This window comes from Candidatus Saccharibacteria bacterium, assembly GCA_016700375.1.
Taxonomy (GTDB): Bacteria; Patescibacteriota; Saccharimonadia; order Saccharimonadales; family UBA4665; genus JAGXIT01.
This window is the reverse complement of the sequence record CP065016.1, coordinates 196,500-222,904: the sequence shown is the minus strand read 5'-3', so window position 1 is coordinate 222,904 and position 26,405 is coordinate 196,500. Positions and strand designations below refer to the sequence as shown.

Genomic DNA, 26,405 nt, shown 5'->3' with positions numbered 1-26,405 from the left:
CACTAAGATGTACAATAGGTAACAACGGAGGACACATGGCTACAGTGCATAATATAAGTGATTTGGGCGGGAATATCCTTGAGTGCGTGACGGATTTACGTGACGTGGAGGTTCACGGCGAACGAGAGCGGTTTCGGCGTACTATGGAGCGGGTGGGTTTTTTGCTGGCTAACGAGCTGAGCAAAACGCTGCACTACGAAAAAATCGCTATTGAAACCCCGCTACAAGAAACCCACGGCTACAGACTGACCCAACAACCAGTTGTGGCGACCATACTCCGGGCTGGTTTGCCGCTGTGGAATGGTGTCATGCAGGTGTTTCCGCAGGCAGATAATGCCTTTCTGGCGGCCTACCGCAAACACGACGCAAATGGCGATTTTACTGTACAGGCAGATTATTGCACCTGCCCAGATGTAAGCCGTCGCTTGCTGATTGTTGCTGACCCCATGCTTGCAACTGGCTCTTCCTTGCTCGATGGCATAGACGAGTTCATCGCCGAAGGCGGGCAGCCGAGCAACATACACGTAGTTGTGGCTATTGCTGCGCAAGCGGGGGTGGATGCCGTGCGTGCTGGCCTAGAACAGCGCGGTTTTAAGCACGCAGCCATCTGGTGTGCGGCAATAGACCCCGAGCTTAATGACCAAAAGTACATTGTCCCCGGCCTCGGCGATGCCGGCGACCTCGCCTTCGGCGAAAAGAAACAAGCGTAGTAAATCTATTACTGAATAGGCTTAGTTTGCTGTGAGTGTCAGAGATCCGAGATGAGCGCGGGTCTCAGCATCTACTCTAAAGCTATTTTGTGCCATAGCCTCAATGGCGCTGCTCGGTCCCAAATGCGCAGTTACAGGCAACGCTACCGGAAAGTTGTGACTGTGGCTTACGCTTAGATACGCACGAGGATTACCTACATATTTTTTTATATACTCTGCTTCTTGCTGCGTGGAAGGACTAGTCACTGCTATACCGACATTTCCAGATACTTCATAATCGATGTATGGGTGGACAGTGGGATCGTCTCGGGTTTCGGCTTGAGCAATAACGACGATACCGTAGCCATGCATGAAAAGCTTTTCTTGCCATTGTGCGTTTCGGTTGCGAATGGTACTTGCAGCTTCAAAACTGAGACCAGCCAATGATTCCCACGAGGTTATTGGCCCGCGTTCACCGGCAGCTTCTGCAATATGTTGCAGTCTGGCCGCCAAATCATCAGAATGTTTCTGGTGTCGCCCAGGGTTCCAATCCAGCTGGTCAGGCGACCACTGGACACAGGCGGCGAGTACTCCGTTTGGTAAGCGGCGTACTTCGTACTGGAGGAAATCCGCACCTGCTTCTGGCTTTGTAAAGGTGAATTCTGACATATAGTAACCATTCTCCCACCGCAGTTGAATTACGTTTTATTCGTTTGGGTTGACGGGGATGCTGGGGCCCATGGTGGTTGTGATGTGAACAGCCTTGATGTAGTTGCCTTTTACACTTTGTGGCTTGGCGCTCTTTATGTTGGCCATGACGGCGGCTGCGTTTTCGAGTAGTTTTGCTCCGCCAAAGCTGACTTTGCCAACGGCAAGATGGACTATACCGGTACTGTCTACGCGGTATTCAACGCGGCCGGCTTTTGCTTCGGAAACAGCCTTTTGCACATCGGTCGTGACCGTGCCGCTCTTTGGGTTCGGCATGAGACCGCGTGGCCCGAGCAGACGAGCGTATTTGCCAAGCTTTGGCATGTTGGCTGGTGTAGCGATGAGGGTGTCGAAACTAATTTCGCCCTTATCAAGTTGCTTGGTGATTTCTTCTACACCCGCGAGGTCTGCACCAGTGACTTTGTCGTCAGAAAATACAGCGACGCGTACGGTTTTGCCGGTACCTTGTGGAAGCACAAGATTAGCACGGATGTTTTGGTCGGCCTGGCGTGGGTCTACTCCGAGGTTCACGTGGAGCTCTACGCTTGCATCAAACTTGACACTGCTGGTTTTGGTAGCGAGTTCTAGCGCTTCACCCAGTGCGTATACTTTGCCTTTTTCAACCAGCTCGGCGCTTTTGCGGTAGCCCTTGCTGCGGCGTTCTAGGCGGCTGCGCGTTGGTTTTACCGGAGCCTTTGGTTTTGCCTCGGCTTCGGCCTCTTCTTCGTCGCGGTGTTTCTGGTGTTCAATTTTCTCTGCCTTAGCTTCGGCTTCTTCGATGCCTTTGGCACTTCGTTTGCCTGCCTTGGCCGTTGCTTTCACCTGGGATGCGTCTTTTTCCTCTGTTACCTCAACTTCATTCGTTTCAGCTGTGTTTTCTGCCGCAAGAGCAGCTGCAGCCTGAGCCTCAAGCTCGAGCGCCATTGCCGCTGCATCATCTACTTTTTTCTTTACCATAATTCATTCTCCTTTCGTGGTACAAACCCCTTCGTAGCTTTTGCAAAGAAGGGTCCCACAAATTTTTACAAATAATTTTTTATAATAGGTGCTGATTTGATTCTCTAAACGCATCCCCGTGTAGTGTTCCGGCGGGTTGTAGTTCAGCAATCATACGGGCTGCGCGTTGTTCCACTGTCGGTTGCTCTACAACTATTTCGCGTGGTGGCACGTGAATTTGTATTGGATGTGCTTCACCAGTATGACTGGCGTCTACGCCACTTGCATTCAGTGCACTCATTAGGTGATGTGATTCAAGATTTGGAGCATTTGAAAAAGCATATCCAAGGGCCTTTGCAGGCTTAGTTTCTCCGCCCATATTATGCCTCCACCTCGACACCCATACTTCGGGCGGTGCCGGCTACCATTTTCATGACGGCTTCTACGTCGTCGGTGTTCATGTCGCTGGCTTTTTCTTCGGCTATTTTGCGCAAGTCAGCCTGGCTGAGCTTCTTCGCAATCTTTTCGCTGTTTGGTCGGCCAGAACCCTTTTGTATGCCAAGAGCCGCACGAATGCGGTCGTCGGTTGGTTCTGCGACCACGCGAAAACTCATGGTGCGGTCATCGTAAATGGTGATGTGCGCCGTGACGGTTTTGCCCTGCATGTCTTTGGTGGCGTCATTGAATGGCTGGATAAAATCCATCATGTTCACGCCGTACTGACCGAGGGTAGAACCCACGGGTGGCGCGGCAGAAGCCTGCCCACCTTTAATTTTCATTTTTAAGTTTGCTTTGACGACTTTTGCCATCAGTTATCTCCTTTTCGAACGGGATATTATGAGGCATTTGAAGCTAGCCTCGCCGTTCTCCTACCTTTAAGTAGTGCGTAACAGAGACTATTCTAGCATAGAATAGGTCAACTAACAACGTTCAACTATCAAGTTATCAACAAACTAGCAACAAACAACAAGTCAACTGTGTTTTAGAGTATTGATGATTTTTTGCAAGATAAGGATAAATTCTTGGACTTCAGAGAGGAGGCACTGTAATTCATCTGTACTATCACCAAGTTTTTGTAACATTCGGAGCCAATATTTCGTTTCGTTTGCTTCTTTTTTGGCGATAAATATCTTGTTGCGGAAATCTTGCTTTGAGGAGCCGTTATTAGCCTCTACAAAATTTGCACCAATGCTAGATGCCGACCTAATTACTTGTGACGTAATAGGTTTGAGAATAGGTTGTTTGAGCTTTGCGCAATGTCTGACCACGGCAACACTGAAATTAAGCATTCTTTCTTCAAGCTGCTGGTTAATATGTTGCATAGTTGATAGTTTGTTGAACGTCGATAACTTGATTGTTGGTCGTTGCGCCTAGACTCGTTTTACTTGCAACGAGTCAAGTTCTACTGGGGTTTCGCGGCCGAACATATTGACGAGGACTTTGAGTTTGCCCTTTTGGGGGTCAATCTCTGATACAGAGCCGTCAAAGCCTTTGAATGGACCGTCGATGATGTTTACCACCTCGCCTATAGCGTAGTCTATCTTGTGCTTTGGCTGCTCTAAGCCCATGCGCTTCTGGATTTTCTCAATTTCATCTGGGTCAACTGGCGTTGGTTCGGTGCCGCTGCCGACAAAGCCGGTTACACTTGGTGTGTTGCGTACAATGTACCAAGCATCTTCACTCAGTTTCATCTGGACGAGCACGTAGCCTTGGAAAATACGTTTTTCGACAATCTTGCGTTTGCCGTTCTTAATCTCAATTTGCTTTTCTTTCGGTACAAGAGCTTGAAAGATTTTATCTTTCATGTCGAGCGACTCGGCTCGTTGGCGAATGCTCTCGGCAACCTTTTCTTCGTAGCCGCTGTAGGTGTGTATGGCATACCATTGTTTGCTTGTGTCGTAGCGCTTCGTACTCATATAACTCCTTATTTCACAAATAGCTCTTTAAAGACTTTGTCTAGGCCGTAGTCCACCACAGCAATCATAAGACCAAACAGTATTGAAAATATGATAACGGCAGTGGTAAGCCGCACACTATCTCGGAACGTAGGCCACGTAACGCCGCGAAGCTCTTTCCAGCTTGCACGAATATACGTTAGGCCAAGAATGCGCCAAAGGAGCCGAAACGGCGGCAGCTGCGCTATCCAGCGGAGCGCATGACCAATGTGCTTCAGTGGGAACTGATGACTCAGCCAAACCAGGCCGCGCCACAAAAGCTTTGCGGGTAGTACAAAACCGCTCCAAAAAACTTGCCAAAGAGTCTGTTCGTCTACTGATTTTTTCTTCTTGGTTGCCACCGATGTTTCTCACTTTCGGCCCGTGAGGCCAATTATCCCAATTAAAAAGCCTACAGTGTTGTAGGCGTTCTATGTCAAGAGTACGTCATTCGCGCACCGGAGTCAAGATGTTTCATCGCGATACTAGCAGAAAGTATGTTCCGCGCAAAAGAAGCTGCTATAGTAAAAACATGTATGTTTGGCTTGGCTTCTGGGCGTTTGTTGCCGCGCTTGAGGCGTGTATCTATCTGTTCGGTACGTCATTACTCGGGAAAAAGGTATTTTTGCGGCACTTCACCGTTGGAGTTATAGTAATTGGAATAGTTTCAGCAAATGCTAGTCTCTTGGCTTATGATTGGGCAATTTGGTGCGTGCCGATGCTGCTTATGCCATACCGCCTCCTCAATATTGCGCGATTTGCACGGTACCGGATGCACGGTCCTCGCCTAAGAGCTGTCTCAATAAGAAGTCACAGCTGGATTGTGTCTGTTCAGGTTGTGTTTGCCACACTCTTATGGTCGGTACGAGACGTTGACGCAGTGGTCGTGTTTGGGGTGATTGGAGCAGTTCAGCTGTTAGGTATTCTGGCGCTGTTGCGGGCGAGCCTGCGAACATGGGAATACGCAAAGCCTGCAGAAATAAACCAGCACTATACTGATGCAGAGCTGCCCAGCGTCAGTGTGTTAGTACCCGCACGAGATGAAACCGATGCCCTGCGGCAGTGTCTAGAGAGCCTCATAGCCAACGATTATCCAAAACTTGAAATTCTTGTGCTCGATGACTGTTCCATAGGCAGAAAAACACCAGAGATTATTCGTGAGTACGCCCAAAATGGTGTTCGGTTCATAAAGGGCCAGGTGCCGCCAGACGATTGGGTGGCAAAAAACTATGCCTACGAACAGCTTCGTTCTGAAGCGTCGGGTAGTGTACTCGTGTTCTGTGGGGTTGATACGCTTTTTGAGTCACACGCTGTGCGGGCAATTATTGAAACTATGCTCTCACGCAAAAAAGAGATGTTGAGTGTACTACCGACGCGCTCGCATAGTGGCGACAAAATAGTGTCTTTTCTGCAGACTATGCGCTACTACTGGGAGCTTTGTTTGCCGAGGCGACTTTTTAAAAGGCCCCCGGTACTTAGTACTTGCTGGGTAGTACGGGCAGATTTGCTCGCTGAACTTGGAGGATTTGCTGCGGTGACACAAAGTGTTTCACCGGAAGCACATTTTGCGAAACAAGCTGTGACAAGGGATATATATACCTTCGTGCGAACCAACGGCGCACTGCAAGTTCATAGTACCAAGTCGTTCCAGGAACAGTTTGATACTACGGTGCGTGTGCGTTACCCACAATTACACCGTAGGCTTGAGCTTGTGGCGGCAACAACATTGTTTGAGCTTACGTTCTTCTTGGGGCCGTTCATAGGTCTTCCTCTCAGTTTTTTGCTGCCGCACACTGGGGGGTACTTGGCGCTGTGGTTAGGCAACGTGCTTGCGGTAGAGGTTATGTACTACCTAATATCGGTCCAAACAAAGCTAAATAGTCCCCTGGTGGCGTTTCTGACGGCTCCGTTTGGGTTTGCTGCAGATATCGTCATGCTGCATATTTCGATGCTACGCTACGAGTTCGGCACCGTAAACTGGAAAGGCCGAAACGTCTGCATACCCGTTATGCGCGTCGAACCAAGCCTGCCAAAGTTACCCGATTAACCTTAGTGAACTGCTTTTTTGTGAAGAACAGTCACTAACTCGCGGCTATACCAGCACTGGCTCTGTCTGGACGAATAGTTACTTTAACCCCTCCAGGAAGTGATAGATACTTCTGTGTGACAGTGCCACTTACATCTGTAATGAAGTCTGGGCTATCGCCACTGGCGGTGTAGCCGTAGTAGTTTTAAGGTGCAGTGAACTTATTGTACCAAATGCGACGTAATGAGAAATTTACATTGCTGCTCTCTGTACTAGGATATACCTTGTGAACCCTCAATATACCTTGTGAACCCTCGTTTACCCGGTGGCATTTATGATCTGCTCATACTTGATTTTTACGCTGTCGGAGGTAGGTGTTTGGATGGTTTTTAGAGCCCACACGTAAGGAAATATCGTTTTTTCTCCTAATACGTAAGGGAATGTATCCTTGCCAAATTTCTTATGATGATAGTACCACTGCCCACTAGTTTGGGTTTCATTTTCAACAATAGCAATTATAGCTGCTGCGTATTCTATGGCAGCACCTTGCGCAATTTCTAATCTTTGTGAATTTGGTAATTTTGCGGTGCCGCGTTGAATTTTTTTGAGCATGTTATCAATGAGCTGTAAGCAATCACGATTCAGTGCGCTTATATCGTATCCCTCGTCTTTAGCGGCATCGATAGCCGTTTCAAGTAGCCATCTTTGGTTTTTAATAGGAACTTTAGTATATGCGAGCTGTTTGCTGTATTCTGTCATCGAGTTAATATCCTATAATTCTCAAAAAGTCATCGTTTTCTGCCTGTTTTAGGGGACCACTTAAACGAGCGCTATTATTGATCTTCAATGTAAATTGGAGATTATCTCTCTTTGCGATAGCACTATAATCTTTAAGCTGTGAAGTATAACTCTGGTACTTAACGTTTTTTACTTCGGTGATAGTCGAACGTGTTAATGCGTCAGGTACTCTATATTTACCAGGTGAAAGTGCGGAGTCGATGCGTGTGGTGTTCTGAGTTACCTTTGCTCCCTGCATGCCAATCTGATACTTCTGATATGCACTCTTCGTAGCAGTTTTCGTTACCGCTTGCTGGGCTACTTTCTTGCCGCCGTAGCTTGTGGCCATCTTTACGGCTGCACCAACGGCCACTCTTCCTACAAACGGTGCGAGTGCAACAACGAGTGGAGCTAGCGTGCCAGTTAGGTCGTGGTTATTCACCGGGTCACCCGGATACACATAGTTATTTGGTGTACCACCTTGTACTGGGTCAACGGAAAGGAATCTTCCGAGTCCTGGTATGTATACCCTCGCTCCCATTTGTATGGGCTGAAGTGCTAATTGTGCTTCAGTGAGCTTTAGGGCTGCACCGACATATCCCATTGTACCACCGTTTAGGGTGTTCCAGGGAGTGGTTTGGTTTGGTAGCTTCTCTCCAAATGGACCGGTTTGGTAAGTACCGAGTATCTTGCCGTCTGCATCGATAGTCGCAAATACATCACCGTGTATATTGGGTAGGCTGTATGTTAGAGCACCTGCACTGGCTCTGTCTGGACGAATAGTTACTTTAACCCCTCCAGGAAGCGATAGATACTTCTGTGTGACAGTGCCACTTACATCTGTAATGAAATCTGGGGAGTCACCGGAGGCGGTGTAGCCGTAGTAGTCATTACTGCCATTCGTTCCGTTGGTGTCTTGGTGGCGGTACAGTAACCTGCCCTGGACATCACGGCCATAGGTGGTGGTGATGCTCCCGGAGGCATTCGTTTCGGTGATGGCGGTGTTGCGGTCGCTACTGTCGTAGGTGAAGTTGGTTTGAGCTGTGCCGTTTGTAGCCGACCGCTCTGCCTGATGTCGACCGATGGTGAGAGGATTTGTAACGCGAGTAGGCGTCGAAAGAACCGGGGCTTGATTGATGGCTCGTGGGTCTGACTGACGATAGTGTTGCGGTAGGGTACATGATGGTTATGGTTTAAGTGTAGCAAAATGGGGTGAAGTGGTGAGTTCACATCGGTGCTACCTGTACGAGGATAAACCTCGTGAATCCTAGAAATTTACTGAGACTCTACAGAGAAAAAATCAATATCTATGGTTGCGTTTATTCCTGAAAAAATACGTAAAAACTTTGGTTTTATACAAGCTCCTGGGTTGGCGGAGTAAGTATAAGCTCGTAAACCAATGACTGGTTGGCTGGAACTTATATATTCTTTAGATCTGACCGATAACTTTTCAAGCACCTCAGCAATATATTCAATATGTTCATCAATGTAACGATGTTTGCTGATGTGAAATCTTGAGTCGTAAATCCACAAACTACTCTCGTATCTTTGGGGTAATGTTTTTCCAGCAACCCTCTTATTTTCACCTTTCTCTTGATATTCATCCGCTTTAATCCCGATTATAGTATTTAGCTCTTCAACGCTCAGAGTATTACTTGAAACATACAAACATACACCGAAAGTGCTTTCGTCTTGCATACTATAATCCTCCCATGTTCAGATTTAATGGTTCGCCAGGACCACTTCCATCTTTCGGCTTAACAAATAAATCTTGCTTCTGATTTTTAAATATATCGTATCTACTTGAATTTGGTCCTACTACATCTGTTTTTAGTTGTTCAGGACTGTATCCTGCTTTCTTCAGGATATCAATTTCGCCTCTGCTCAAACGTTTCATTTGCGTTGCTGGCGAGGGAGTTGATCCATTGGGTGCATTACCCGATTTTCCTGTTACTGACTTGCCAGCAAACTTAGGCATCTCTAGCTTAGGGCCTTTACCGCCACCGCGACCTAGAGTTAAAACAGATACAATAACTTGAGCTTGATCAGGATGTTTTTTCCCCAAGCTTGTGTTTTGGCGATAGTAGCTTTTGCTGTATTGTTAACCTTTTTTGCTACACTCTTGGTATTACCCCACCTGTCTTTGAACCACTTCTTCCAACCAATTGTTCCGCCTAGGTCATAGTCGTTTACTGGATCATTGACATATACATAATTGTTGGCCGTACCGCCCTGTACCGGGTCAACGGAAAGGAATCTACCGAGTCCTGGCAGATATACCCTCGCTCCCATTTGAATAGGCTGAAGTGCTAACTGTGCTTCAGTGAGCTTTAGGGCTGCACCGACATATCCCATTGTACCACTTTTATTGGTTAATAGAGTTTATGTACTGACCCACACTCACTTTTTGAATGTCATCCTGAGCGAAGCCGAAAGATCCCGTCTGATGTACGCCTAACGAGATCCCTCCACGGAGTTTACCCCGTACTTGATACGGGGGTCGGGATGACACAGGAGTAAAAAGTGAGTGTGGGTCAGGTTTATGTACGGTGGTATACCCCTTAAAAGATCTGGCCGTAAGGCAACCGGGGCTTGATTATTATTTACGTTTCATTAATCTGGTAAAAAAATTGTGAGCACGTTCTATATTTTGTTCATGAGAAGTCAGTACTTTAAATTTTTCGCGTACTAGCTTTCTATCTGTCTTAACATATTGCAGTTTAGGTTGCCATACTACTGCCTTCGTGCTGTAGGGAGTGCTATAATCGTCAGGTTTCAGTACTCTGTCGGGTACGACAAGAAAAATTCTTCCACTAGGGTACTCCCAAACTTGAAATAGCTGGCTGTGTACGTCTCCGTATTCTAAACTATTAAAATATGCCTCCGTTTTTTCGCCAATTATGCTCTCTGGAGAGAAAACATTATTATCTCCCCTTTCGGCATGTATATAGATTTTCTTTTTCATGGCTTTACCACCCTTCCCATGGTCTATGCCTACTCATGCCGCCACCCTTTTTAATGTTGCCATAGTGGTCTTTGACCTGTCGATGATAGTGTGGTGCTCTTGCTGGCCAGTAGGGCGAACCGTCTTTATTCTTAGCCAGCCAGTTTCCAATGGGCTTAATTCGTATTTGATTAATACTAAACTCTCTTCCGTTTCGAGGACTAATCTTTTGACCAAAATCCTTTGTTCCCGACCATGACCTCTGCAAGAATCCTGAAGTTTTTTGGTATGCTGAATTTACTTTTCCTGCTCCCCACTGTACACCCCTTATTGCTTTTTGGCCTGCCCATTGCAAACCTCTGCCGAGTTTATCACCTCCGCGAGTCAGCATTCTCGCACACCAGTCAATAAATTTTGCCGAGCATCGTCCATCTAAATCATGCTCATTCACCGGGTCGCTTGGGTAGACGTAGTTGTTAGGTGTACCGCCCTGTACCGGGTCAACGGAAAGGAATCTACCGAGTCCTGGCAGATATACCCTCGCTCCCATTTGAATAGGCTGAAGTGCTAACTGTGCTTCAGTGAGCTTTAGGGCTGCACCGACATATCCCATTGTACCACCGTTTAGGGTGTTCAGGGGAGTTTTGTGCGAGTGTAAACCTCAGAAACCGTGGAGCAGATATATGTTTAGATATCAAGCAATTGCTTGTCAAACCAAACATCCTCATAACTATTATTCGGATCGATTAAGAACCTCCAACCAGGGGCTAAACCCAGATACGGCAGCAGAACAGGGTATTTTTCAACTACATGACTAAGGTGCATAGGTTCAAAATAATCCTGTTCTGAAGAATATTTATCTCCCGACCATATATACCAGCCTGATGCATTCTTTTCTCGGGGATGCCGCAAGCCGTTTATTGGCATTTTTGCCATAGAGAAATCTTTTGCTACACCTACTATCGTGCCGGGTGCGGCTTCCAAATACTCAGCATTATACTTCTTGCACAAAGTGTTTTGTTCAAGTTTTACAGCAATATTATTTGAATTATAAACCATAATAATCTATCATTTCCCGACTATAATTACTTAAATTTCCACCTTGAATATTTGAGCAGCTTGGACATTGGGGCTGTACGGACTCTATTGATCTCATCCTTACACGATCTATTGTCCCTGTCTGATAATATTCTTTTACGAGCGGTTGGATATGGTCTGCGTAGTTTTTCTGTCCCTGTATGCCACAAGTCACACAAGGCTTATTTTGCACGCTCACTCTTTGGGCTATCGTAGTAGCGTTGTTTGGGCGACTATACTTTATAGTGATATTCACGTTTTGTGTACTACTCGAAATGGGGATAGTCTGATTAGCACCTGTTTTTTGTACTTTAGTGGCAACTTTTGTTGCGCCCCGTTTTACGGTTTCCTTTCCGGTCTGCTTAACTGTTTGCTTACCACCTTCTCTTACAAATAATTTAATCAATAGGCTCACCCACATTCCATTTAAGTCGTATTGATTCACCGGGTCACCTGGATACACATAGTTATTTGGTGTGCCACCTTGAACCGGGTCAACGGAAAGGAATCTACCGAGTCCTGGTATGTATACCCTCGCTCCCATTTGAATAGGCTGAAGTGCTAACTGTGCTTCAGTGAGCTTTAGGGCTGCACCGACATATCCCATTGTACCACCACTAATGGTGTTCCAGGGAGTGGTTTGGTTCGCTAGCTTCTCTCCGAAAGGTCCGCTTTGATGGGTGTTTAGTATCTTCCCGTCTGCATCAACAGTCGCAAATACATCTCCGTGTATATTGGGTAGGCTGTATGTTAGAGCACCTGCACTAGCTCTGTCTGGACGAATAGTTACTTTAACCCCTCCAGGAAGCGATAGATACTTCTGTGTGACAGTGCCACTTACATCTGTAATGAAATCTGGGGAGTCACCGGAGGCGGTGTAGCCGTAGTAGTCATTGCTGGCACTGCTGCCATTGGTATCTTGGTGACGGTACAAGAGCCTGCCCTGGACATCACGACCGTAGGTGGTGGTGATGGAGCCAGTGGCGTTGGTTTCGGTGATGCCGGTGTTGCGGTCTGACGAGTCGTATGTGAAGTACGTTTGGGGTGTGCCGTTTGCACCAAAGCCAAGGCGGGTGTATTGCCATGACCTCTCTGTCTTGTTCGGCCAATTGCCAGTGACTTATACCGAGCATAGGAAGCGAAATTGCGAGAAGAGCGAGTGGATTGCAAAGGCTGAAATGCGGCCGCGGCGGTGTACATGGTTATGGTTTAGTGTAGCAAAAATGATAGTGAAATGGGGAATTCACATTGCCGCTAGCTGCTAGAGGACAGTCCTCAAATCCTCCTGCTAGAGGACAGTCCTCAAATCCTCAAATCCCTCAAATCCCATTATTTGGGAAAAAGTGCGCGTGGGTCAGATTCACACCAGCGCTCTCTGTACTAGGATAAACCACGTGTACCTGTTGCAAACATCACCGCGAATACACAGGCTAGGAAGAGTAAGCCAAAAGACAAAAATATGACATGGAACAATCTAGCGATCTTTAGATTAGTTATACATGTGCTGTCAAGTTCAAAGCCCATTGCTTTTAACCCTACTATTAGTCTATTTAAAGCTAAGGTGGAAAAGCCGAAATCGTTATTTGGGTCAGCAGAGCGGAAGAAAAGGTAGCCTAGCTTGCTTAACGTTATTTTACTGTCAGTTGCTGTTGCAAATTTGATAACACCTGGCATTCGAAACTCTACACGTTTTTTCCCCAATGTTAATGTAACGAACGGCCAAGTAGCACCTACGGTGAACGATGATTTTGACGGTGACTCACTTGCGCGAGCGAGGGAAACTTTTATACTTGGTGCATTCACTCCTGAACCGGTAAACTTTAACTCTTTACTCATAACACCTCCGTTTGTGTATATTTAAAAGGTCACACTTGGCCCTGAGCTACAACCTGCTTGAGTAGGCACAAAATTAAACATAGCTGAAAAGCTGTTGCTATTTAGACCATCTGAGCTAAACTCGCCTCCTAGTAATCCAGCGGAGCAAGAAATGTTAGCATGCCCACCAGTATCAACCCTACCAGGTCCTCCTCCAACACCAGCGGATATTCCATACCTTTGCCCGAGAGAATATCCAATCGTAAGGTGTATGCCGCTGCCGTCCGATGACAGTCCAACATCCCCGCAGAATACAAAGCAAAAAGTTGCCGATACTTGTGTTGTTTGATATGAGACGGGGGCCGAAGGATTCGCACCAATCCTATTTTCTGGTTTCAGCTTTCCGAAATCAAGTCTTTCTTTTGGATAGATGCTATTAATCTGTTTAACTGCTGGTGGGGCTGTTTTTGCACTGACTTGGGCTGCTGGCGCTGCTGCAACAATACTCTTCACCGCATTTACCACTGGTGCAATAATTTTTGTTGCTGCTGCCACGTATTTGTTTGATGAGTAGTTTGTGACCGCATACTTTACGATTGCCACTGCTGCTGTCAGGAATCCAAACAGTCCCTGCCCGCTATAATCACTCTGATTAATCGGGTCGAGCGCATACACATAGGCATTGGCTGTACCGACTTTTATGGGTCAATTTAGATTTGGGTATTTACTTTTCTATGCTTTCGAGCCATGCAGAATAGACCGATTTGTATTCTTCGAAATATGTTCTAATAGTTCTGTAGTCTTCCCCATTTAAGCTCCAGTCATGTGCGCGATACCAGAAGCCGCCATTAAACCATTCGAGAAATGAAGAAATCTCGGTGTGCGTATTATTCTCAACCTTTTTTGTAATCCATTTTTCTGAGGTAAAGTCAGCGACAATATCAAAATTCTCCATAGCGAAAAATATTGGGTCAATATCTTCATTTTCATAGTTAAATTCTAGCGGTAATACTGCTACTCTACTTCCTTCTTCCGCATCATGACTTTCGGCAAAAGATATGCACAGGGTTCCCCGCTTTAAGCGAAGTATCGGTCCATAGTCGACGATATCTTTGTTCGTGAGTAATAGCATATCTGTTAGTATAGCCCTTCCTTTGTCTTTAAATCAGCGTACTGGCATGTAATAGTATTAAGGTTGTAGTGCACTTCAAAGTCATTAGCCGGATAGGGCACACTATATTTTGTCCAACCATTTGCGTAAAGGGGGTTGTCAAGACGTTTTGGTTGACCACTGCCCATAATCGGAAAACCTCCCGGACTAATCCCGATTGCAAGAAGGGATTGAGTACTCGTAATAGCCGCTTGTTTTTGTGCATAGTTCGAGGCACTTGCAGAAGGATACTTTACACCTGCATAAGGTGGAGGCGCCAGAGTGTACGTGTTGCATTGTTTTGGGGGAGCGACTGGGTTTGTTATTGCCTTTGGTTGAGCTTGCGATTTTAGTGATGCTCCGATTTTATTCCATGTATTGTCTACTGCATTCGCAATGCTTTTTGCAGCCCCCTGTCTTGCTCTTACAGCGCTAGGACTACTTATTACCGCTGTTGCCGCAACAACTGCGGCGGCAGCGATGAATGGTACCGCTGCAGCAATTGCGAATACGAACATACCGCTATAATCACTCTGATTAATCGGGTCGAGTGCATACACATACGCATTGGCTGTACCACCTTCTATGGGGTCTACCTGTAGGAATCTGCCAAGGGTTGGTAGGTATACTCTTGCTCCCATTTGAATGATGGGTATGGTAAAGAGGTCGCTGGCTTCTGCCTTCCGGCTTGGGTGAGCTGCCCAGGCCATTGCTTCGTTTGAGCTATTGCTGGGGTCTTTGGGAGAACCACCGTAGCCGCCGGTGCCAAAAGCTGCACTCGGTGCTGTCTGCCCAAATGGGTCGTAAAGGTGCACGGAACTGGTCGGGACACCGGCCGCGTTGACGGTGAGCGCGGTGTCGCCGTGGAAGTTCTTTATGGAGTAGACTGCGCCTGAGGCTTTCAGCGTTAGCGCTAAACAATCTCGGTAAACCAACCATCGAACGTTATTTCGTATTTGTTTGCAAGCATACTAAAATATTTCTCATCAAGCTGGAGCTGGAGGTTGTCCAGCACATAGTTTCGTCGGAGACATTCCACTGTCGAGCTATGATGGGGCGTCTTTTTTAAGTACGATGTCGCCCAGTTTTTTTCGTGTAGCTCGTTGAGTAGAATTTCAACATCTTGGTCTTTTATATGCGTCAAGACAAAGGTTATTTCTCTAGCCCTCCCAAAACCCGAAGGGTTAGCATCATATATGTCTCTTAATAATTGACGTGTCGTCTTTTCAGGGTAGCTTAAAATCCAATCCATTCTTTTCTCCAGTTACGGGCCAGGAATACTAAGTGGGTCCCAAAGTTCTGGTCTCACAGAGTTAATTTTGTTACTTAGGTCACCGCCACAGATGCCCCCACATCGATTAATCCATGTTTGTTCGCCAACACGAAGCTGCAAGTTTGTAGCCCCTGGCATGGGCTTTACTGTCAATTCACCGCCTTGGTACTTTCCGGTTGCTATATGAGTGTTAATCCTATTCGGTACGTTGACAGATTTACCAATGTACTGCCTTCCATTTTCATTGAAACTGTACAGTCCCTGCTTTGTGCCTTGGGGTATTGATGCCTTCGCTTCCTGTCTAACTGTTGCTTTCGTCGCACTCTTCGCTACGCTTTTCGTTACCGCTTGCTGGGCTACTTTCTTGCCGCCGTAGCTTGTAGCCATCTTTACGGCTGCACCAACGGCCACTCTTCCTACAAACGGTGCGAGTGCAACAACAAGTGGAGCTAATGTGCCAGTTAGGTCATAGTTGTTCACCGGGTCACCTGGATACACATAGTTATTTGGTGTACCACCTTGTACTGGGTCAACGGAAAGGAATCTTCCGAGTCCTGGTATGTATACCCTCGCTCCCATTTGTATGGGCTGAAGTGCTAATTGTGCTTCAGTGAGCTTTAGGGCTGCACCGACATATCCCATTGTACCACCGTTTAGGGTGTTCCAGGGAGTGGTTTGGTTTGGTAGCTTCTCTCCAAATGGACCGGTTTGGTAAGTACCGAGTATCTTGCCGTCTGCATCGATAGTCGCAAATACATCACCGTGTATATTGGGTAGGCTGTATGTTAGAGCACCTGCACTGGCTCTGTCTGGACGAATAGTTACTTTAACCCCTCCAGGAAGCGATAGATACTTCTGTGTGACAGTGCCACTTACATCTGTAATGAAATCCGGGGAGTCACCGGAGGCAGTATAGCCGTAGTAGTCATTACTTACATTCGTTCCGTTGGTGTCCTGATGTCGGTAAAGTAACCTGCCCTGAACATCACGTCCGTAGGTGGTGGTGATGCTCCCGGAGGCATTCGTTTCGGTGATGCCAGTGTTGCGGTCGCTACTGTCGTAGGTGAAGTTGGTGGTGGTGTCGCCAGAACCAAGGCGAGTGGTATTGCCATGGCTGTCGTACTCGGGAGTGTCATAGAGAGCATTGCTGCTGGCTACCAGCCTGTCTGCTTGGTCGTAGCAGTAGGTAGTGTTCACGCCATTGACCGTTTGACTCGTCCTGTTTGAATCTTTGCCAGCCAGGGATAGGTCTGTGGCAACACCAGGTTTACCGGCGCAGCTTGCGTCTTGGGAGCCATAACCATAAGTAAAGGTATTGCCAGCTACGGTAGCTGCCACAAGCCTGCCGGCGGTATCGTAGCTGTAGGATTTGGCCTGGCCGAGTTTGGTTCTTTTCCTCGCCCTATCTATGGTCAGTGACTTATACCGAGCATAGGCATCAAGCTTCCCTTCGGGACGACTTAAGTGCATAGCTTTTAGTGGGGTCGCTGCGGCGTAGATACTTATCGTTTAAGTGTAGCAAAACGCGGTGAAACTAGAGCTTAATCTCCAATTTTTTAAATAGCTTAAATTTCCCAATGTTCACAGCTGAAACGTAAAGAGTATTATCTTTTACTGCATCAAGGTAGGCTGGTGTTGTTTTAAGAAAATTCTGTGTATTATCGTCAAACTCCCACTGGAAATCATCTATTGACATCCAGTAATACTCACCATCACTGGAGATATGTACTAGTCTTGGGTGGTAACAGTTCGTCATAACTGTTGAAATATTGGGGTGGATGTATATGTCAATTGCTCCTAGTTCATTCTTTGTCCGCTGGACTCGTTTTTCACCAAACACCCCTAGTGCGTATTTGTACATAATGTCAATCGGGTTCATCTATAACCTCTCCATTTTATGCTAGTTCTAAGATTCATAAAATGATTGTGTTTACCTGGTTGACCTATGCGCCATGCTACAAAGCTCTGATCTTTTGACCACCCTATTCTATATCTGCCACTATTAAGTATCCCCTGTCCGTGTGTACCGAATAGCTTACTATTTGTACCTATTCCCTTCGCTTTTGCCTGAGCAGTGAGAACTTTCGTCATTAACTTTGACGCCATTCCACTCTTGGATGCTACCTTAGAGATTAGTTTTCCTCCTGGTATGAAGCCAACTAGTGCAGCAGCGGCTTTTCCTTTTTGTCCCTGATAGGCATATCCAGCAGCGGCTACTCCGCTTCCAATCATTCCAATCGGACCAGGCACAAACGATGCTACTACCGCGATACGTGTGGTCCATTTTACTACTGACTTGAAGCTCGGCCAATTACCGTCTAAATCAAATTCATTTACTGGATCAGACGTATAAGCATATAAATTAGGTGTTCCGCCGGGCATAGGGTCAACAGACAGGAACCGTCCAAGCCCAGGGATGTACACTCTAGCGCCCATTTGTACAGGTGCCGTAGCTAGTGCTACTTCATTTAGTTTCTCATGTTGGCCGACATATGCAAAGCTGGCACCATTCAGGGTATTCCACTGAGTAGTTGTCTGGCCTGCTACCTGGCCTGTTTGTGCTATGGGTAGTTTCTCTCCAAATGGTCCCGTTTGGTAGGTGCCAAGTATCTTTCCATCGGCATCAACTGTCGCAAAGATATCTCCATGGATGTTGGGTAGACTATAGGTAAGTGCTCCGGCACTTTGGCGAGAGGGTCGGATGGTGACCAGGACATCACCTGGCAGGGTCAGGTACTTCTCGGTGACGTTTCCGGATATGTCTGTAATGAAATCTGGGGAGTCACCGGAGGCAGTGTAGCCGTAGTAGTCGATTAAAGGTGCAACAGGTTTAGTGTAGCAAATACGATAGTCAAAGTGGGAGTTCACATCGTTGTTATCTGCACGAGGATAAACCACGTAGGACCCTCGTAAGATAGAGTTGCTAATTACCCCATAAGGTAAACCACTAGTTCTACTAGTGTGACTCGCAAAGGTTTGACCTTCCCAGTAGTAACCCAGAAAATAAGAGCACCCGGAACCGTTTAGGTTTCGGGTGCTCTTCTTGCGATTGGTTGCCCCGCTGAAAGGAAACCATCTATGTCTACATCGTTAGACTACCATAGCTTATCTCATTCAAAATGGGATTTGAAGTACCATATTGTCTTCATCCCGAAAGGGAGAAGGAAAGCTCTCTACGGTGAGATACGCCCACGGTTGGGTAGAATATTTCACGAGCTGGCTAACCAAAAAGAATGCAAGATTCTGGAAGGCCATCTCATGTCCGATCATGTTCACATGCTCATGGAGATACCACCAAAGTACAAAATCTCTGAAGTGATTGGCTTCATGAAGGGCAAAAGCGCTATTGCCATTGCCAGAGAGTTCGGCGGTAAGACCAGAAATTTCACGGGTGAACATTTCTGGGCCCGGGGCTATGCTGTTTCAAGCGTTGGATTTGAAGAGCAGGCCATCAGAAAGTACATCAGAGAGCAGGAGATCGATGACACAGCATCATCGGCTCAAGGAGCCTTCTAACTAATCAAACTAATACTGCGGGGCAACGATCGCCTTTTAGGCGACCCCACTCAGCAAGCCACCGGCATGCCGGTGGTGTCTGACTAGCTCTAAGAGATGTTTGCATCAGGAAATATTTGTTTCAGATCATCTAAAAGTTCATTTCTCTTGGCTTTATTCTTTAATGAATTCGTTATTAGCGGTTTCTTCTTTTGATATTTTATCCATGACTCTATATTTTCGAGTACAGGCATGAGTAACAAATCTAAGACTTTGACAAGCTCTTCGGTGTCGTAAAAAGTTATCCAGTAATCATTCTTCAATGATTCAAGTGACTCCAAATGATCATATATGTCATATAATTGTTCTCTATTAAGTATCTGCCGTTCTATAAGTGAGTACGCATTAATGTCGAGGCAGCCGTGCGCATAATCATGGCTACTATACAGCCCTTCGTAGCGATTGTCGGTAACTCTGATAAAAAAGCCCCATCCTCTTTTTTTCTCCCAACCCCACCTATCTAGCACTACATGCAGTTTAAAACCAGGTTTTATGTACTGGTTTCGCCTTATCTTCTTAAACCCGTTTTCTAAAAATACAACATCAAATTTTTTGACGGAATTATAGAATTCATTCGCTTTCATGACGGCACCCTAATCAGGAACGTTGGTATACCAGTTTCCTCAAATATAAGTCCATCTTTATATAATTGGCTTCCTCCATAAATCGCATTACCACTCTTTACTTCTACATTGAAGACAGGGGAGTTATTCTGTAATATTTGAAAATCTGGGTATCTCCTTCCTGCTTCTGTTTTATAATACGGCTTATTGATTACATTTTTCTCGCCATATTTAGCTGCCAATTGGTTTCTAACCTGCTGCTCTGCTGCCCTTCCTTGCTGGGCGTTCTTAACGATTTGCGCCTGCTTTACGGGTGATTTTTCTACATGATTTGTAATCGTTTTCGTCGCACTCTTCGCTACGCTTTTCGTTACCGCTTGCTGGGCTACTTTCTTGCCGCCGTAGCTTGTAGCCATCTTTACGGCTGCACCAACGGCCACCCTTCCTACAAACGGTGCGAGTGCAACAACAAGTGGAGCTAACGTACCAGTTAGGTCGTGGTTATTCACCGGGTCACCCGGATACACATAGTTATTTGGTGTGCCACCTTGAACCGGGTCAACGGAAAGGAATCTACCGAGTCCTGGTATGTATACCCTCGCTCCCATTTGAATAGGCTGAAGTGCTAACTGTGCTTCAGTGAGCTTTAGGGCTGCACCGACATATCCCATTGTACCACCGTTTAGGGTGTTCCAGGGAGTGGTTTGGTTTGGTAGCTTCTCTCCAAATGGACCGGTTTGGTAAGTACCGAGTATCTTGCCGTCTGCATCGATAGTCGCAAATACATCACCGTGTATATTGGGTAGGCTGTATGTTAGAGCACCTGCACTGGCTCTGTCTGGACGAATGGTTACTTTAACCCCTCCAGGAAGCGATAGATACTTCTGTGTGACAGTGCCACTTACATCTGTAATGAAATCCGGGGAGTCACCGGAGGCAGTATAGCCGTAGTAGTCATTACTTACATTCGTTCCGTTGGTGTCCTGATGTCGGTAAAGTAACCTGCCCTGAACATCACGTCCGTAGGTGGTGGTGATGCTCCCGGAGGCATTCGTTTCGGTGATGCCAGTGTTGCGGTCGCTACTGTCGTAGGTGAAGTTGGTGGTGGTGTCGCCAGAACCAAGGCGAGTGGTATTGCCATGGCTGTCGTACTCGGGAGTGTCATAGAGAGCATTGCTGCTGGCTACCAGCCTGTCTGCTTGGTCGTAGCAGTAGGTAGTGTTCACGCCATTGACCGTTTGACTCGTCCTGTTTGAATCTTTGCCAGCCAGGGATAGGTCTGTGGCAACACCAGGTTTACCGGCGCAGCTTGCGTCTTGGGAGCCATAACCATAAGTAAAGGTATTGCCAGCTACGGTAGCTGCCACGAGCCTGCCGGCGGTGTCGTAGCTGTAGGATTTGGGCTGACCCAGTTCGGTGCCACTCACCACATCGCCGGTAACCGCACGGCTCACTTCATCGCTGAGTGTCGTGTCGTTGGCAAGGTTGTAGGTGCGTTTAACGAGCCGACCAAGGCCAGCGGAAGTGCTCTCGCGAGTAAGGTCAAGCCGTTGACCGGCTGGGTATTGCACGCTCGTGACACGACTAAATTCGTCGTACGCGATGCTCGCAAAGGTGGCTCCGTCGAGCTTTTGTGCCGTTAGCCTGTCGTAGTCGTCGTACAGGTAGTCTTCGGTGCCGAGTTTGCTGACACGTTGCGTCAGCCTACCCTTGGTATCGTAGCTGCTGGTGGTGACATTGCCTTTTGCATCGGTGTATTTCACGTTTCGGCCGAGCAGGTCAGTTTCTATAGTGATGTTACCGGAGCCGTCGCCGCTGCCAGTGATGAGCGGGTTTCCGCCGACGGCATAGTCATTCACGATAGTTCTGGCGGGTTTACCGTTGTACGCTGGTACGGTTGTAGTGAGTACCCGCTCGCGGGTGTCGTAGGTGGTGCACGTCCAATCGTCTTGATTGTAGCGGGTAGCTACCACCTTCCCGGCATCGTCGTAAACCGTTTCAACCGTCCGGCCAGTCTGCGGTCCGCTGCCGTCTGGGTCGGGTTCGGTCTTTAACCGCAGCATGCCGCCCTGGCGGTAAGATTTGGTAGTGTCGCACGGGTTCGGAAGGGGGTCGGCTGCTGCCCAATTTCCGGCCGCATCTTTCAGGTAATTTCCTTGGGCATCTTTTTTGATGGTGTCATAGTATTCGTACCGGGTCGTTGCGCCACCAGGCAGGCTACTATTTGTTTGCCGAAGATACTTGTCTGGGCTGGTAAGGGTTGCGAGGTCTTCGTAATTGCTTGTTGCCGCGAGCTTCAGGGGGCCGTCGGCATCGGTTGTGACCGACTTTACTAACCCAAGTTCTGGGTTGTTGCCATAGTTGGTTCGGCTGGTAAGCGTCGCAGTCTGCCCGGTCGCAGTAGGAGCCCCATATACCGTCTGACTCGTCTGAAGGCCGTAGTCGGGTTTTAGATATGGCGATACGTCTGCGGTTTCGCTTCCTCCCGGCGTAGCCAAGAAGAGCTGGGTAATCATGGTTTGGGGTGCGCCATTGTCAACATGATAAGACTCAATGCGAATGCGTTTGTAGCTATCAGCACTATTTACAAATGTGCCAGCAGAATAACGGTCTGCCCCGTCTACCCAATCGTTAATGACGAGCTTGTCGTCTATATACAGGCGTACGCCATCGTCATGCCATATTCTAAAGCTGTATGTTCCAGCATACTGCATACGAATTTTTCCAGTTGCGGTGTAGCTATATTCACTTGTGCGTGGAGTGGTAGGTCCTTCAGTTGGAGAAAATCCAAACGAAGCATACGGGGTATTGTTAAACCGAGTAGCGTGCAGCACAGGTGCTCCCGTAAGCGTTTTGGGTTTATAGAGTGTCACTGCCAGCCCACTCATGCCTTCATCGTATGATGTAGCAGTTCTCGGTACCTGAGAAAGATATGCAGCGGTTGGCTTTCTATCTGCGCCAAACCACGTGCTTGGTGCGGGGCCATAGGACTCCACGGGCATGTCGTTCGGGTCGTAGATGGTGGTAGATTTAAGCCCAGTTGCATCGGTAGCACTGTACAAAAGATCCTTTACGGCATCCCACTCCTGTATGGTGGATTTCCCGGTTTTATCGTAGGCTTTTGTTGTTCTGTAGAGACTATCGTATTCCACGCGCTGGCTATAACCCATAGGTTCAGTTTCGCCCACTTCTTTCGTCTGCGTAGCGCTGTTCAAGTACTTGTACTGATGTTTTGCGCGAAACGCATTTTCGGTGGGGGCCGGTAGTGTGATGTCCTGAGCACGGCCGATGATGTCGTAAGATAGTTCACTATTTACGCTTGGGTTATCTGCGCGAACACCTGCACTAATGGCGTCGTAGGCGAGTGGTGTCTGCTGGCTGCTCATCATTACGCAGCTGAGGCCTCTCGGGGCACACGAGTCTGAGTATCCATATGTAGCCGTTTCTCCGCCGTTTGCAATAACGCGGGCTAATTGGCCGTTTAGGTACGCAAATACGGTGCGCCTGCCATCGTTTGTTTCGAAGGCGCAGAGCATGTTCGCGGGTGCCTCCTGATAGCCGCTCGGGGTAGCGCCACACTGCGTGTCGCCAGAATAGAACAGTTTACCCCAGCGGTTTGCGTCCACTCCATCTGTTATTTCCAGTAAACGGGTTATGTAGCGGTTTTGTACCGGGTCATGTGAGGTGCCATAGCGGTATTTCAGCGCCGCCGGTTTGCGGTCGTCGGTAGGTGTCGTAACAGAAGTTATGCGCCCACCGCTGTCAAACGTGTACGTCTTGCCGTCTGCGTCTATAAGCGTGAGAGTGCCGTCGGCATTGCGCGTCAGCACGCCATACTCATTCGCAGCTGGTGCGTAGCTGCTACCTGTCCATTTATACTCATGCTGGTCGCCCTCGCTATCGTACAGAATGACACTTTGCGCCTGTATAGAAGCATAGTCGTATGCTAAATCTCCATCGGCATCGACACTCAGCTGCCACCCCTCTGGTAGCGGATTTACCTTTGTGCTGAGCCAGGCTGCTGGGATGATTTGCTCGGCAACCGCTCCTTTTACGTACAATCCAAAAGCGGCCCCGCCACCATTTTCATAATAATCAGCCGTAATTGGGATACTTTGCCCCTTTTCTAATCGTACTTCTCCACCATAGGACAATCGCCAACCATGATCGGACCAGTCATTTTGATATGGGGTGTTTTCGCCACGGATAAAAATTCGTGTTCCATCATCACCCGCTGAACCAAAATAATATGAGCCAGCGACCGGTGCCGTGAAGAAACCACTATACCTTGCCATGAACTGATTTGTGGGACCATATGCCAACGGAGAGCCCTCTCCCCAGTTGAAATACATATTTGTTTCACGGCGTTGCAGGAAAGAGCTGAATTCATCATTCGGGAAGTTGTGGCTGCCAGAGTCATAGTAGTATTTGCCAGATAGCCCGTTCGAAATTTGGAGCGGCCGCGGGTCTGTTTTCATCCACTGCGGTTGGATCTGCTGCTCGACGCCGTCTATCCGCACGGCGTAATGAAGATATCCGGGTCCTCCTGCTTCAGAATAATCCAAACGGAATGGGACAACTTGTCCCTCAGTGAACGTACGGGGAGTCATCGTCCAATTTCCCTGCGCACAACAACCAGAAGTTGTGGCTGGGGTTGTTTCATTGTTTAGGTACAGAGAGTAGTTGTCGTCTGCAGTAAAGCCAAACGCATAGGATGCTGTTTTTGGAGCGATAAAGTAGCCAGCGTATCTTGCACTAAAGCCGTCTGCGCTCACTACACCCGGCGCGGGCGAAGAAGTACCCCAGGGAAAATTAAAACCATTTTCAAGCCGTTGCAGTACAGGGTTGCCGCTGAATGACATATTGTTGTAGTACGTTGACCACAAGCCAGATTTTGCCCGGTACGGGGAATTGTATGTCATGCTGAGGCCGATACTGCCGCCTAGCGCGCTGGTTGTATGAGAACCGGTGCTGGTTGTGACATTACCGGTCGCAAGGTTAACGTCTACCGGCCCGCCATCATCAAGTGTTGAGGTATTATCATTGCCGAGACGAGCATCGTATTTGAACGAGCGCACCCAGTTTGGGTTGGTTTGCCAAAAGCCGTCCCAAGTGTAGACGTGCCAGTAGTACGTCACGCCATCTTGTAACCTTCCTTCCGGAATGGTGAAGCTGGTTTGCCCAGGTAACCAACCAGAGTTGATGACGCTGCCTGTTTCGGCATCTGGATTCGTTGCGATTCGGTAGTAGTACTGCGGCGCATCGCCATCGGGGTCACCGACGGCGTTAACTTGCAATAGCGGTTGGTCGGTGACGACAACCTGTTTGTCTGCAGGACTTACCGGTGTCGTCATTCCTGGGCCACTGTTATAGCTGAGCACAAAATATGAGTTGTCTGCATCCCAGCCTTTGTACGTTGTATAGGCACGTTCTTCCCCGTTAAGCATGAACCAAGCACCCCAGTCGCCAATATTCATTCTACTTTGCATTAGGGCAGTGAAGTTTATATCTCCATCGGTGCCAAACCATGCGCTATGCCTTGGAGAACCATAATCTATACAGTTGTAGCTTAAACAGTTAGCATGTGAAAGCTCGGTATAGAGCCCTTCGGTTGTGCCTGTCCAGAAGCTCCTTTGCGATTTGTGGAGATGCATGTACGCATCAAGCAGTTGTTTGCCCTGCAAAACATTAAAGTCGATCCTAAACGCACTTCGCCAGCCCTTCCAGCCTCTGTCATAGAGGTAGCCTGCATTCATAAAGCACGAGTTTGAATAGCAAATCGTGCCGTCCGACTTGTATGCATAGTAATTCCAACTGACTGTTGAGGTACCCCTTCCCCAGCTAGGGTCGATTATAAGGGGAAAATCATTAGCTTTCAGCGACTTCATCCAAGATTTATCGAAAGATATTGTCAACATGTCGCCGTTTACCGATTGTTTTACACCGCTATTTTCTATAACACCCCTTGCGCTGGTTGCCATAGTAAGCGCAGAAAGCGTCTGCTTAGTTTTCCCGATTGCTACACTGCCATCGCTTGTAACGGTAAGTTTTGCTCCTGCCACCTTAAAACGGTAGCTCGTCGCGGCGCTGCGGCTTTTGACCAGAATGTCTTCTTTAAGCATGTCATTCTTTACGGTGTATATAACGTCTGTCTCGGGCCAAAGGTTTATGTACGTTACCGTTTCGGTACCATCAGGCATAGTCTTGATGGTGGGTGTGACCCCCGGGGTGGCAGCCATGGGACTGAGGACGAGTTTCACGCCGTCCGCCTCTATACGCACCATACCAACGGCATCATCACTGGGGGCAAACCGGGCTTGCCAGTCATTTCCCGCAACCTTGTACGTGGACAGGTCTTGGGTTTTACCTTTTACCCAAGAAAGCGCCTCGCCAAGTATGTTCGAGCTGTCTGCCGCGTTGGTGTCTACCACCAAGGAGGTGTCTATGTCCTTCCAATTGTTGCCGCTTTTGTAGTGCCCCCGGCCCATGTAGTTGCGTACCTCGGCTGTGCCGTCTCCGTTATCAAACGTCTTGGTGCTTGCGGTTCGTTTGGAAACTACTTCTTTGCGTGGCTGTTTTTGTTGCAGTTTGCCCGGCTCTGGGCCGCCAAGAGTTGTGCCCTGGCCGGTGGCTCCGCTCGGGTCAATATATCCCTGCTCTGCAACAGCGAGCGGTCGTGGTTTTTTATCGCTTCCTATACCAAATAGGGCAGAGACTGGCGCTGTCGAAATAAAGGTACTCGTTACAAATGACAGACAGAAGAAAGCCGCTATTATGCGGGTAGAGAGAGGTGTTCGAAACCGTGCTTTCACTTCATTTTGGTTTGTTGGGCGAAAATACCGAAGTACGTGCATGGTTGCCTCCATTTGGTTATATACCTACCTCGAACCCGTGTTCTTTGTTCACTATACTGCTGGGCTACGCAAAGCTGCAAGTAATTTTCATGAGAAACTGCTGA

At 47.7% G+C, this 26,405-nt stretch carries 28 protein-coding genes and 1 pseudogene; 3 read left to right on the top strand and 26 right to left on the bottom strand.

Translation table 11 applies throughout. The features are described 5' to 3' along the window. Positions 1-35 precede the first annotated feature (35 nt). Positions 36-710 (top strand): uracil phosphoribosyltransferase, encoded by a 675-nt coding sequence (upp, locus tag IPP75_01190; GenBank protein ID QQS69738.1) that lies wholly within the window; start codon positions 36-38, stop codon positions 708-710. A gap of 21 nt (positions 711-731) precedes the next feature. Here upp and IPP75_01185 read toward each other — a convergent pair whose 3' ends face one another. The 7 genes from IPP75_01185 to secE form a co-directional block, all read right to left on the bottom strand. Continuing rightward, positions 732-1,358, bottom strand: a complete 627-nt coding sequence (locus IPP75_01185) for a hypothetical protein (protein ID QQS69737.1) — start codon at positions 1,356-1,358, stop codon at positions 732-734. Positions 1,359-1,394: 36 nt separating this feature from the next. Further along, a complete protein-coding gene (gene rplA, locus IPP75_01180) occupies positions 1,395-2,321 on the bottom strand; it encodes a 50S ribosomal protein L1 (GenBank protein QQS70140.1) in 927 nt (308 codons plus the stop codon). Positions 2,322-2,433: 112 nt separating this feature from the next. Further along, positions 2,434-2,712, bottom strand: coding sequence for a hypothetical protein (locus IPP75_01175; protein ID QQS69736.1), 279 nt, complete (start codon positions 2,710-2,712; stop codon positions 2,434-2,436). Position 2,713: 1 nt separating this feature from the next. Then, positions 2,714-3,142: a 50S ribosomal protein L11 gene (gene rplK, locus IPP75_01170; GenBank protein QQS69735.1), complete on the bottom strand. Its 429-nt coding sequence runs from the start codon at positions 3,140-3,142 to the stop codon at positions 2,714-2,716. 162 nt (positions 3,143-3,304) lie between these two features. Then, positions 3,305-3,655 (bottom strand): four helix bundle protein, encoded by a 351-nt coding sequence (locus IPP75_01165; GenBank protein ID QQS69734.1) that lies wholly within the window; start codon positions 3,653-3,655, stop codon positions 3,305-3,307. A gap of 48 nt (positions 3,656-3,703) precedes the next feature. Next, positions 3,704-4,249, bottom strand: coding sequence for a transcription termination/antitermination protein NusG (gene nusG / locus IPP75_01160; GenBank protein ID QQS69733.1), 546 nt, complete (start codon positions 4,247-4,249; stop codon positions 3,704-3,706). 8 nt (positions 4,250-4,257) lie between these two features. After that, positions 4,258-4,440, bottom strand: a complete 183-nt coding sequence (gene secE / locus IPP75_01155) for a preprotein translocase subunit SecE (protein ID QQS70139.1) — start codon at positions 4,438-4,440, stop codon at positions 4,258-4,260. A gap of 359 nt (positions 4,441-4,799) precedes the next feature. On the opposite strand from secE, the gene IPP75_01150 reads away from it, so the two are divergent. Next, positions 4,800-6,314 (top strand): glycosyltransferase, encoded by a 1,515-nt coding sequence (locus IPP75_01150; protein ID QQS69732.1) that lies wholly within the window; start codon positions 4,800-4,802, stop codon positions 6,312-6,314. 297 nt (positions 6,315-6,611) lie between these two features. Here the strand turns inward: IPP75_01150 and IPP75_01145 are convergent, their stop codons facing one another. The 17 genes and pseudogenes from IPP75_01145 to IPP75_01065 form a co-directional block, all read right to left on the bottom strand. Beyond that, the gene (locus IPP75_01145; protein QQS69731.1) at positions 6,612-7,052 is read right to left on the bottom strand and encodes a hypothetical protein; all 441 of its coding nucleotides are present in this window, start codon (positions 7,050-7,052) and stop codon (positions 6,612-6,614) included. Positions 7,053-7,488: 436 nt separating this feature from the next. After that, positions 7,489-8,208: pseudogene (locus tag IPP75_01140) on the bottom strand (hypothetical protein). A gap of 137 nt (positions 8,209-8,345) precedes the next feature. Next, a complete protein-coding gene (locus IPP75_01135) occupies positions 8,346-8,768 on the bottom strand; it encodes a DUF4279 domain-containing protein (GenBank protein QQS69730.1) in 423 nt (140 codons plus the stop codon). A gap of 1 nt (position 8,769) precedes the next feature. Further along, a complete protein-coding gene (locus tag IPP75_01130; GenBank protein QQS69729.1) occupies positions 8,770-9,135 on the bottom strand; it encodes a hypothetical protein in 366 nt (121 codons plus the stop codon). After that, positions 9,087-9,425: a hypothetical protein gene (locus tag IPP75_01125; GenBank protein ID QQS69728.1), complete on the bottom strand. Its 339-nt coding sequence runs from the start codon at positions 9,423-9,425 to the stop codon at positions 9,087-9,089. Before IPP75_01125 ends, IPP75_01130 begins: the two co-directional genes overlap by 49 nt. A gap of 244 nt (positions 9,426-9,669) precedes the next feature. Further along, entirely contained in the window at positions 9,670-10,035 is a 366-nt protein-coding gene (locus IPP75_01120) for a hypothetical protein (GenBank protein ID QQS69727.1), read from the bottom strand. 4 nt (positions 10,036-10,039) lie between these two features. Beyond that, positions 10,040-10,627: a hypothetical protein gene (locus IPP75_01115; GenBank protein ID QQS69726.1), complete on the bottom strand. Its 588-nt coding sequence runs from the start codon at positions 10,625-10,627 to the stop codon at positions 10,040-10,042. Positions 10,628-10,701: 74 nt separating this feature from the next. Continuing rightward, the gene (locus tag IPP75_01110; GenBank protein ID QQS69725.1) at positions 10,702-11,073 is read right to left on the bottom strand and encodes a hypothetical protein; all 372 of its coding nucleotides are present in this window, start codon (positions 11,071-11,073) and stop codon (positions 10,702-10,704) included. Next, the gene (locus IPP75_01105; protein ID QQS69724.1) at positions 11,063-12,025 is read right to left on the bottom strand and encodes a hypothetical protein; all 963 of its coding nucleotides are present in this window, start codon (positions 12,023-12,025) and stop codon (positions 11,063-11,065) included. The genes IPP75_01110 and IPP75_01105 overlap by 11 nt, the downstream gene beginning before the upstream one ends. Before the next feature lie 446 nt (positions 12,026-12,471). Then, entirely contained in the window at positions 12,472-12,927 is a 456-nt protein-coding gene (locus IPP75_01100; GenBank protein QQS69723.1) for a hypothetical protein, read from the bottom strand. Positions 12,928-12,948: 21 nt separating this feature from the next. After that, positions 12,949-13,581, bottom strand: coding sequence for a hypothetical protein (locus IPP75_01095; protein ID QQS69722.1), 633 nt, complete (start codon positions 13,579-13,581; stop codon positions 12,949-12,951). A 49-nt stretch (positions 13,582-13,630) separates the two neighbouring features. Then, positions 13,631-14,038, bottom strand: a complete 408-nt coding sequence (locus tag IPP75_01090) for a hypothetical protein (GenBank protein QQS69721.1) — start codon at positions 14,036-14,038, stop codon at positions 13,631-13,633. Positions 14,039-14,043: 5 nt separating this feature from the next. Further along, positions 14,044-14,766 (bottom strand): hypothetical protein, encoded by a 723-nt coding sequence (locus IPP75_01085; protein QQS70138.1) that lies wholly within the window; start codon positions 14,764-14,766, stop codon positions 14,044-14,046. Between the two features lie 203 nt (positions 14,767-14,969). After that, complete coding sequence (locus IPP75_01080; protein ID QQS69720.1) at positions 14,970-15,308, bottom strand: hypothetical protein; 339 nt, start codon at positions 15,306-15,308, stop codon at positions 14,970-14,972. Between the two features lie 12 nt (positions 15,309-15,320). Beyond that, positions 15,321-16,799 carry a hypothetical protein gene (locus IPP75_01075; GenBank protein QQS69719.1) on the bottom strand — a complete coding sequence of 493 codons (1,479 nt, stop codon included), beginning with the start codon at positions 16,797-16,799 and terminating at the stop codon, positions 15,321-15,323. A gap of 64 nt (positions 16,800-16,863) precedes the next feature. Beyond that, on the bottom strand, positions 16,864-17,208 hold the full coding sequence (locus IPP75_01070; protein QQS69718.1) for a hypothetical protein: 345 nt from the start codon (positions 17,206-17,208) through the stop codon (positions 16,864-16,866). Next, on the bottom strand, positions 17,205-18,329 hold the full coding sequence (locus IPP75_01065) for a hypothetical protein (protein ID QQS70137.1): 1,125 nt from the start codon (positions 18,327-18,329) through the stop codon (positions 17,205-17,207). The genes IPP75_01070 and IPP75_01065 overlap by 4 nt, the downstream gene beginning before the upstream one ends. 78 nt (positions 18,330-18,407) lie before the next feature. On the opposite strand from IPP75_01065, the gene tnpA reads away from it, so the two are divergent. Beyond that, positions 18,408-18,845, top strand: coding sequence for an IS200/IS605 family transposase (gene tnpA / locus IPP75_01060; GenBank protein QQS69717.1), 438 nt, complete (start codon positions 18,408-18,410; stop codon positions 18,843-18,845). An 89-nt stretch (positions 18,846-18,934) separates the two neighbouring features. On the opposite strand, the gene IPP75_01055 is transcribed toward tnpA, so the two are convergent. Both IPP75_01055 and IPP75_01050 read right to left on the bottom strand, forming a co-directional pair. Continuing rightward, on the bottom strand, positions 18,935-19,468 hold the full coding sequence (locus IPP75_01055) for a hypothetical protein (protein QQS69716.1): 534 nt from the start codon (positions 19,466-19,468) through the stop codon (positions 18,935-18,937). Beyond that, positions 19,465-26,301 carry a hypothetical protein gene (locus IPP75_01050; protein ID QQS69715.1) on the bottom strand — a complete coding sequence of 2,279 codons (6,837 nt, stop codon included), beginning with the start codon at positions 26,299-26,301 and terminating at the stop codon, positions 19,465-19,467. Before IPP75_01050 ends, IPP75_01055 begins: the two co-directional genes overlap by 4 nt. Positions 26,302-26,405: the final 104 nt, after the last annotated feature.

Bases quoted from the DNA above. Each gene is read 5' to 3' on its own strand.
- upp (QQS69738.1), top strand. From the start codon at position 36: ATGGCTACAGTGCATAATATAAGTGATTTGGGCGGGAATATCCTTGAG.
- IPP75_01185 (QQS69737.1), bottom strand. From the start codon at position 1,358: ATGTCAGAATTCACCTTTACAAAGCCAGAAGCAGGTGCGGATTTCCTC.
- rplA (QQS70140.1), bottom strand. From the start codon at position 2,321: ATGGCGCTCGAGCTTGAGGCTCAGGCTGCAGCTGCTCTTGCGGCAGAA.
- IPP75_01175 (QQS69736.1), bottom strand. From the start codon at position 2,712: ATGGGCGGAGAAACTAAGCCTGCAAAGGCCCTTGGATATGCTTTTTCA.
- rplK (QQS69735.1), bottom strand. From the start codon at position 3,142: ATGGCAAAAGTCGTCAAAGCAAACTTAAAAATGAAAATTAAAGGTGGG.
- IPP75_01165 (QQS69734.1), bottom strand. From the start codon at position 3,655: ATGCAACATATTAACCAGCAGCTTGAAGAAAGAATGCTTAATTTCAGT.
- nusG (QQS69733.1), bottom strand. From the start codon at position 4,249: ATGAGTACGAAGCGCTACGACACAAGCAAACAATGGTATGCCATACAC.
- IPP75_01150 (QQS69732.1), top strand. From the start codon at position 4,800: ATGTATGTTTGGCTTGGCTTCTGGGCGTTTGTTGCCGCGCTTGAGGCG.
- IPP75_01145 (QQS69731.1), bottom strand. From the start codon at position 7,052: ATGACAGAATACAGCAAACAGCTCGCATATACTAAAGTTCCTATTAAA.
- IPP75_01135 (QQS69730.1), bottom strand. From the start codon at position 8,768: ATGCAAGACGAAAGCACTTTCGGTGTATGTTTGTATGTTTCAAGTAAT.
- IPP75_01125 (QQS69728.1), bottom strand. From the start codon at position 9,425: ATGGGATATGTCGGTGCAGCCCTAAAGCTCACTGAAGCACAGTTAGCA.
- IPP75_01120 (QQS69727.1), bottom strand. From the start codon at position 10,035: ATGAAAAAGAAAATCTATATACATGCCGAAAGGGGAGATAATAATGTT.
- IPP75_01115 (QQS69726.1), bottom strand. From the start codon at position 10,627: ATGGGATATGTCGGTGCAGCCCTAAAGCTCACTGAAGCACAGTTAGCA.
- IPP75_01110 (QQS69725.1), bottom strand. From the start codon at position 11,073: ATGGTTTATAATTCAAATAATATTGCTGTAAAACTTGAACAAAACACT.
- IPP75_01100 (QQS69723.1), bottom strand. From the start codon at position 12,927: ATGAGTAAAGAGTTAAAGTTTACCGGTTCAGGAGTGAATGCACCAAGT.
- IPP75_01090 (QQS69721.1), bottom strand. From the start codon at position 14,038: ATGCTATTACTCACGAACAAAGATATCGTCGACTATGGACCGATACTT.
- IPP75_01085 (QQS70138.1), bottom strand. From the start codon at position 14,766: ATGGCCTGGGCAGCTCACCCAAGCCGGAAGGCAGAAGCCAGCGACCTC.
- IPP75_01080 (QQS69720.1), bottom strand. From the start codon at position 15,308: ATGGATTGGATTTTAAGCTACCCTGAAAAGACGACACGTCAATTATTA.
- IPP75_01075 (QQS69719.1), bottom strand. From the start codon at position 16,799: ATGCACTTAAGTCGTCCCGAAGGGAAGCTTGATGCCTATGCTCGGTAT.
- IPP75_01070 (QQS69718.1), bottom strand. From the start codon at position 17,208: ATGAACCCGATTGACATTATGTACAAATACGCACTAGGGGTGTTTGGT.
- tnpA (QQS69717.1), top strand. From the start codon at position 18,408: ATGTCTACATCGTTAGACTACCATAGCTTATCTCATTCAAAATGGGAT.
- IPP75_01055 (QQS69716.1), bottom strand. From the start codon at position 19,468: ATGAAAGCGAATGAATTCTATAATTCCGTCAAAAAATTTGATGTTGTA.
- IPP75_01050 (QQS69715.1), bottom strand. From the start codon at position 26,301: ATGCACGTACTTCGGTATTTTCGCCCAACAAACCAAAATGAAGTGAAA.